This window comes from Actinomadura sp. NPDC023710 (assembly GCF_040639875.1).
In the GTDB taxonomy this organism is placed as follows: domain Bacteria; phylum Actinomycetota; class Actinomycetes; order Streptosporangiales; family Streptosporangiaceae; genus Spirillospora; species Spirillospora citrea.
Genome location: NZ_JBFAGB010000021.1, coordinates 151,824 through 158,597, shown reverse-complemented (window position 1 = coordinate 158,597; position 6,774 = coordinate 151,824). Strand labels below are relative to the sequence as shown.

The 6,774-nt window shown below is 77.8% G+C and carries 6 protein-coding genes; 4 read left to right on the top strand and 2 right to left on the bottom strand.

Features of this window, described 5'->3' with window-relative positions; translation table 11 throughout:
• Positions 1–132 precede the first annotated feature (132 nt).
• Both AB0H37_RS24580 and rsgA read right to left on the bottom strand, forming a co-directional pair.
• Positions 133–648: an N-acetyltransferase gene (locus AB0H37_RS24580; RefSeq protein ID WP_329090416.1), complete on the bottom strand. Its 516-nt coding sequence runs from the start codon at positions 646–648 to the stop codon at positions 133–135.
• Positions 645–1,742 (bottom strand): ribosome small subunit-dependent GTPase A, encoded by a 1,098-nt coding sequence (gene rsgA, locus AB0H37_RS24575; protein ID WP_360615408.1) that lies wholly within the window; start codon positions 1,740–1,742, stop codon positions 645–647. The genes AB0H37_RS24580 and rsgA overlap by 4 nt, the downstream gene beginning before the upstream one ends.
• 281 nt (positions 1,743–2,023) lie before the next feature.
• Between rsgA and AB0H37_RS24570 the strand changes: the two genes are divergently transcribed.
• The 4 genes from AB0H37_RS24570 to AB0H37_RS24555 all read left to right on the top strand — a co-directional run bounded on the left by AB0H37_RS24570 (position 2,024) and on the right by AB0H37_RS24555 (position 6,690).
• Positions 2,024–3,034 (top strand): hypothetical protein, encoded by a 1,011-nt coding sequence (locus AB0H37_RS24570; protein ID WP_360615406.1) that lies wholly within the window; start codon positions 2,024–2,026, stop codon positions 3,032–3,034.
• Between the two features lie 119 nt (positions 3,035–3,153).
• Positions 3,154–4,371 carry a hypothetical protein gene (locus AB0H37_RS24565; RefSeq protein ID WP_360615404.1) on the top strand — a complete coding sequence of 406 codons (1,218 nt, stop codon included), beginning with the start codon at positions 3,154–3,156 and terminating at the stop codon, positions 4,369–4,371.
• An 85-nt stretch (positions 4,372–4,456) separates the two neighbouring features.
• The gene (locus tag AB0H37_RS24560) at positions 4,457–5,203 is read left to right on the top strand and encodes a response regulator transcription factor (protein ID WP_329090423.1); all 747 of its coding nucleotides are present in this window, start codon (positions 4,457–4,459) and stop codon (positions 5,201–5,203) included.
• Entirely contained in the window at positions 5,200–6,690 is a 1,491-nt protein-coding gene (locus tag AB0H37_RS24555) for a HAMP domain-containing sensor histidine kinase (protein ID WP_329090425.1), read from the top strand. The genes AB0H37_RS24560 and AB0H37_RS24555 overlap by 4 nt, the downstream gene beginning before the upstream one ends.
• The last annotated feature ends 84 nt before the right edge of the window (positions 6,691–6,774 follow it).

Genomic DNA, 6,774 nt, shown 5'->3' with positions numbered 1-6,774 from the left:
GCGAGCATCCGCAGCCAGTCGCCGGTGCTGTCCTTGATCGCGGCGACGTGGGGCAGGTCCGCCAGCCGCCGGACCAGGTCCGGGCACGGGGCCCGGCCGACCGGGGTTCAGCAGGTCAGCGCACGCGGCGGGTCAGACGCCGAACGGCGCCGGGTACCGCACCGTCCCCGACGGCACCGGGCCCGGCCCGTCCAGCACCAGCGCCATCAGCGCCTCGTCGGGCACCTCGAACGCCACCCCGACGCCCAGCGGCGACGCCCGCACGAAACCGAACCGCGGGTAGTACCCCGGATGACCGAGCACCACCACCAGCCGCTCGCCACCGGCCGCCGCGCGGACCGCCGCCGTCTCCAGCACCGCCCGGACGGCCGCGCCGCCCGCGCCGCGCCCCTGCGCCTCCGGCAGGACCGCCACCGGCGCCAGCGCCAGAGCGCCCGCCCCGCCGACCGCGCACCGCGTCGCCAGCGCGTACCCGGCGACCCGGCCGTCCTCGCCCTCGGCCACCACCGACAGCTCCGGCACCCACGCCGCGTCGCGGCGCAGCGCGTCCACCAGATCCGCCTCGTGGACGGTCGGGAACGCGGCCCGCACCACCGCGCGGACCGCGCCCTGATCGCCCGCCGCCTCCGGCCTGGTCGTCCAGCTCACCGGTCCCGCCCCCGCTCCTTGTACATCTGCCGCTGCCACCTGCTGATCGCCTTGGTTCGGTTCTCCCGCTCGGCGCGCAGCCGCTGGTCGGTGCGCGAGGCCGCCCACGCGTTCTCGCGCAGCAGCTTGCGGTAGCTGTCGAGGCGGCGGCGCGGCAGCGTCCCGTCCTCGACCGCCTCCAGGACGGCGCAGCCCGGCTCGGAGCCGTGCGCGCAGTCGCCGAACCGGCACCGCGCGGCCAGCTCCTCGACGTCGGCGAAGGTGCGCTCCAGCCCCTGCGTCGCCTCGAAAAGGCCCACGCCGCGCAGCCCCGGCGTGTCGATCAGGACGCCGCCGCCCGGCAGCGGCAGCAGATCCCGCCGCACCGTGGTGTGCCGGCCCTTGCCGTCGGCCTCCCGGACCGCGCCCGTGGCCAGCGACTCGGCGCCCAGCAGCGCGTTGCCCAGTGTGGACTTGCCCGCGCCCGACGGCCCGACCAGCACCACCGTCCCCGACAGGACGGCGCGGACGGCCTCCACGCCCTCACCGGTCGCGGCGCTGCAGGCCACCACGTCCACGCCCGGCGCGGCGGCGGCGACCTCGGCGCGTTCCCCGGCGGCGCCGGGAACACGGTCGGCCTTGGTGAGCACGACCACCGGCCGCGCCCCGCTCTCCCAGGCCAGCGCCAGCAGCCGCTCGATCCGCCCGAGATCCAGCGGGACGGCCAGCGACACCGCGACCGCGACGGTGTCGACGTTGGCGGCCAGGACCTGGCCGCGCGAATCACGCGACGCCGACGACCGCACGATCGCGGTCCGGCGCGGCAGCAGCGCCGCCACCGCCGGCCGCCCGTCCGGGCCGCCGGCGCGCAGCGCCGCCCAGTCGCCCGTGCACGGCGCCGCCGCCGGATCTCCACCGGACCCGGTGGACAGGCCGGACCCGGTGGAGGCCCGTGCCGGGCCGTTCTCGGTGACCACATCGCACAGGCCGCGGTCGACCGCGGCCACCCGCGCGGGGATCAGCCCCGCCGCGCGGTGAGAGGTGAACTCATGCTCCAGGGCGTCGTCCCAGCCGTAGGCGGCCAGAGGAGACGACCCCGTGAAAGAGGAAGACAACGGATCGGAACCCTTGCGTGAAGGGGCCCCGGCGTGACGGCGCCGCAGGCGGCGCGCAGTGAGTCGATCAGCCGGAGGCCCGGGGAACGAGGACAGGCTGAGTGCTGCTGCGGGCAGCAGCCATCACTGCGACGGCCATAGGTCCTCATCCCCCTTCCGGTTCCATCCGGGACTCTACCGGCCCGCCCACGCCCGGCCAACCGGTTTCTCACCCGCGCGGGGGAGCGGCCTCGGCCGCGGCGGGGAGGCCCGCCCGCACCGGCCCGGCCACGATCGTGGCCATGGCCACCACGCTCGCCGCCCGCCTCTCGCCGCACGCCCTGGGACGCCGCCTCCCCGCGGCCGCGCTCGCCTGGGTCACCGCCTACGGCGCCCTGCGCGCGTACTGGGCCTCAGGGCACCGGCCGCACGACATGTCGCCCATCGGCACCGACCTCGTCGTCTTCACCGGATGGGCGGGCGCCGGACTGTGCGGGGCCGCCGCGCTCGCCCTGGCCGCCCTCGTCCTCCCGCGCGCCGACCGCCTCGCCCGCATCCCGCGCCTGGCGCTGGCGGGCGCCGCCTGGACCGCCGCGGCGTGCCTGGTCGGCTCCGGCGCGATGCTCCTGCTGGACGTGGTCGGCGCGGTCCTGCCCGGCCTGGGCCTGGGGTTCTACCCGCTCGGCGCGCTGTCGCGGGCCGCGGCCGTCACCGCCGGGGTCCTGACGGCCCTGTCCGCCCGCGCCCACACCGCCCGCACCCGCACCGGACCGGCCTGCGCCGCCTGCGCGCGTCCCGCGGCCGCGGCCGGCGCCCTGCCCCGCACGCCCGCCTGGGCGTACGGGGCCGCCTACCTCGCCGTCGCCGGATGCCTCACCCGCATCGCCGCCCAGGCCGTCGTCGGGTTCGCCGAGTCGCCGCTGTCGGGCGGCGCCTCGGCGGTGCTGTTCGAGGCCGGGTTCGTGCTCGGCGGCTGCCTGCTGCCCCTCGCCCTGGTCCACCCCTTCGGACGGACCTGGCCGCGCCGGGTCCCCGGCCTGTCCGGGCGCGGCGTTCCCCGGCGGCTGGTGCTGTGGCCCGGCGCCGCGATCTCCGGCGGCCTGGTCGTCTACTTCGGGCTGATGCTGCTGCAGATGGCCTGGGAGCGGCTCCACGGCCGCAACCCGTTCCCGCCCGAAGGGGGCCTCGACCTGCCCGAGGCGTTCTTCTGGGTCGCCGTCCCCGCCTACTTCGCCTGGGGCGCCGGGATGGCCGCCGCCGCACGCGCCTACGCCCGTCGCACCCGCACCCCCTGCCCGTCCTGCGGCCGCTGACCGCACCGCCCGGGGCGCGCCCCTGCCCGGGGCGGCGGCGGATCGCGGCGCGGTGGCCGGAACTGGCGGCACTGTTCGGCAGTTATGGTGATTTGGGGGCGGGACCGCGATGAGGGGGCGTGACCGTGGACGACAACGACGAACGGCCGACCGGGCTCGACCGCGTCGACCGGGCCGCCGCCCGGCGGGTGCAGGAGATCTGGGACGGCCTGGCCCCGGCCGCCGCGCGGATCGCCACCGCGAGCGAACCGGTCCGCGACGCCGCCCGCGGCGCGGCGGCGCTCGCCGCCGACCGCATCCTGGCGCAGGTGTCGGGGACGCCGGTGATGAGGGCCGCCGAGCAGGCCGCGCGGGACGCCGCCGTCAAGGCCGCCCGAGCCGCCGCCGAACGCGCCGTCACCGAGGCCCGCGCCGCCGCCGCGGCCAACCCCGCCACCGCCGGCGCGTTCGAGGCCGCCACCGCCGCGATGACCCTCGCCGAGCAGGCCGCCCGCCACCCCATGGCCGCCGCCGCGCGCCGCCTGGCCGCCCAGAGCCCCCTCGCCCGCGCCGCCACCGCCACCGCCCTGGACGTCGCCGGCCGCACCGCCGCGGCTCCCGTCGTGCAGGCCGCCACCCGGATGGTCGTGGACGCCGCCGTCGACACCGTCGCCGACGCCGCCGTGGACGCCCTCATGGCCGCCGGCCGCGACGTCGTCGCCCGCGTCGTCCGCCAGACCGCCGAGCAGGCCGCCCGCGACCTGGCCGCCGCCCTGCGCGACACCGCCCGCGACGCCGCCGGGACCACCGGCGCCGCCGCCGACCTGGCACCGCTGGCGGACCTGGCCGCCCGCGCCGGCCGCGACCCCGCCGTGCGCGGCGCCGCCCGCACCGCCGCCGGCCTGCTCACCGCCGCCGCCGGCAGCGCCCTGGCCCGCACCGCCCGCGACCTGGCCGCCCGCGCCGCCACCGCCGCCGTCGAGGCCGTCCTTCGCGAACTGCTCCGCGACGCCCTCAAGCTCGCCCTGCGCGACACCCTGCGCGGCCTCATCGTCGAGGTGTCCCGCGACGTCGTCGTCGACGTTGCCAAGACCACCTGGACCACCGCCACCCGCCCCGCCCCGTCCGGCCCCGCCGACCCGGCCGCCGTCGTCATCGAGGCCACCGTCGAGCCCGCCACCGAGCCCACCGAGCCCACCGAGCCCACCGGGCCCACCGGGCCCGCCGGGGCCGCCGGGGCCGCCGGGGCCGCCGGGCCCGCCGGCGCCGGTGACGCGTGGGCCGAGGCCACCGACGACACCCCGGACAACGTTGACACCGCAGAGACCGGCGGCGCGCCCTCCGACCGCGAACGCTGAACCGCCCCTCAGAAGATTCTGAAAGAACCATGAGAAACCGCCACCGGTGGCCGGGCCGCCCACCGGGGCTGTTTACCGTGAGTACATGGAACCCGGCGCGCAGGACACACCGCCCCCGCGGATCCTCGTGGTCGACGACGAACCGGCCGTCCGCGAGTCGCTGACCAGCAGCCTGGAGTTCGAGGGCTACCGCGTCACCGGCGCCGCCGACGGCGTCACCGCCCTGGACCAGGTCGAGCGCGAGACCCCCGACCTGGTCGTGCTGGACGTGCTCATGCCCCGCATGGACGGCCTGACCACCTGCCGGCGGCTGCGCGCCCTCGGCGCCACCATGCCGGTGCTCATGCTCACCGCCCGCGACATGGTCGGCGACCGCGTCACCGGACTGGACGCCGGCGCCGACGACTACCTCGCCAAACCGTTCGACCTCGACGAACTGCTCGCCCGCGTCCGCGCCCTGCTGCGCCGCGCCGCCATGGCCGCCCCCGCCGCCCACCCCGGCGGCCCCGGCGACGTCCCCGGCGAGGTCCTGACCTTCGACGACCTGCGCATGAACACCCTCACCCGCGAGGTCGCCCGCGCCGGACGCCCCCTGGAACTGACCCGCACCGAGTACATGCTGCTGGAGATGTTCCTCACCCACCCCCGCCAGGTCCTCACCCGCGAGCAGATCCTGGAGACCGTCTGGGGATTCGACTTCGAACCCGCCTCCAACTCCCTGGACGTGTACGTGATGTACCTGCGGCGCAAGACCGAGGCGGGCGGGCTGCCGCGGCTGGTGCACACCGTCCGCGGCGTCGGGTACGTGCTGCGCCCGGCGGCGTCCCCGTGAGCACCCGCGCGCCGGTCGCGCGGCGGCTCACCCGGCGGCTCACGCTGCGCGCCCGCATGGCGCTGCTCACCGCCGCGGCCGTCGCGCTCGCCGTCGCCGCCTGCGCCAGCGCCGGCTGGCTGCTGACCCGCAACCAGCTGTACCGCGAGCTGGACCGCCGCCTCGGCGCGGTGTCGGGCGGCCCGCCCGGCGCCCGGGACGGCTACCGCGACGGGCAGCCGCCCTTCCACGGCCCCCGCCTGCCGCGCCGCCCCGAGGCGATCCTGGCCGCCTGCCCGTCCGAGCCCACCGGCACCGGTGCCCAGAACCCGCCGCCAGGCCCCTACGAGATCATGCAGCTGGTCCGCGCCGACGGGCGGCGCTGCACCGTCCCCGGCGCCGGCGCGCTGAAGGTAACCGCCGAGGACGTGCAGGTCGCCCGCGGCGAACGCGACCACGCCTACCACGACGGCACCGGAGTCACCGCCTCCGGGACCGAGGACGACGTCCGGATCCTCACCCGCTCGTTCCGGCTGCCCGACGGCACCCCCGCCGCCGTGTCCTACGCCATCTCCCTCGACGAGGTCCAGGGCCCCCTGGACAACCTGGCGCTGCTGCTCACCGCCGTCACCGCCCTCGGCGTCCTGGTGTCCGCCGCCGCCGGCCTCATGATCGCCCGCGCGTCGCTGCGGCCCGTGGACGAGCTCACCGGCGCCGTCGAGCACATCGCCCGCACCGAGGACCTGGACACCCGCATCCCCGAGGAGGGCACCGACGAGATCGCCCGGCTCAGCCGCTCCTTCAACACCATGACCGCCGCCCTGGCCGCCTCCCGCGAACGCCAGCAGCAGCTCATCGCCGACGCCGGGCACGAGCTGCGCACCCCCCTCACCAGCCTGCGCACCAACATCGACCTGCTGCTGCGCGCCGAGGCCGCCGGCCGCGACCTGCCCGAGGAGACCCGCCGCAACCTGCTGGCCAGCGTCAGGGCGCAGATGCGGGAACTGTCCAGCCTCGTCGGCGACCTGCTGGAGCTCGCCCGGCCCGCCGACACCGCGCCCGTCCGCGAGACCGTCGCCCTGCACGAGGTCCTCGACCGCGCCGTCGAACGCGCCCGCCTGCGCGGCCCCGGCCTCACCATCACCTGCGACGCCCGGCCCTGGCACGTCCACGGCGACCCCGCCTCACTGGAACGCGCCATCGTCAACCTCCTGGACAACGCCGTGAAGTTCAGCCCGCCCGGCGGCACCGTCACCGTCGCCCTCGACGGCGGCGAGCTCACCGTCCGCGACCACGGACCCGGCATCCCCGCCGCCGACCTGCCGCACGTGTTCGAACGGTTCTGGCGCTCCCCGTCGGCCCGCAGCCTGCCCGGCTCCGGGCTCGGGCTGTCCATCGTCGCGCGCGTCGTCGCCGAATGCGGCGGAAGCGTCGCCCTGCGACCCGCCCCCGGCGGCGGCACCCTCGCCCGCGTCCACCTGCCCGGCGCCCCCGCCCCCGGCGACTGAACGCCCCTCCCGGCGGGGCCCGGCGGGTTTCTCATGCGGCGTTAAGACACGGCTCACCGCCCTCCCACACCGGCGCCCGAACCT

Excerpts from the sequence above, each read along its gene's own strand:
- AB0H37_RS24570 (WP_360615406.1), top strand. The coding sequence starts at position 2,024 with ATGGCCACCACGCTCGCCGCCCGCCTCTCGCCGCACGCCCTGGGACGC.
- AB0H37_RS24560 (WP_329090423.1), top strand. The coding sequence starts at position 4,457 with ATGGAACCCGGCGCGCAGGACACACCGCCCCCGCGGATCCTCGTGGTC.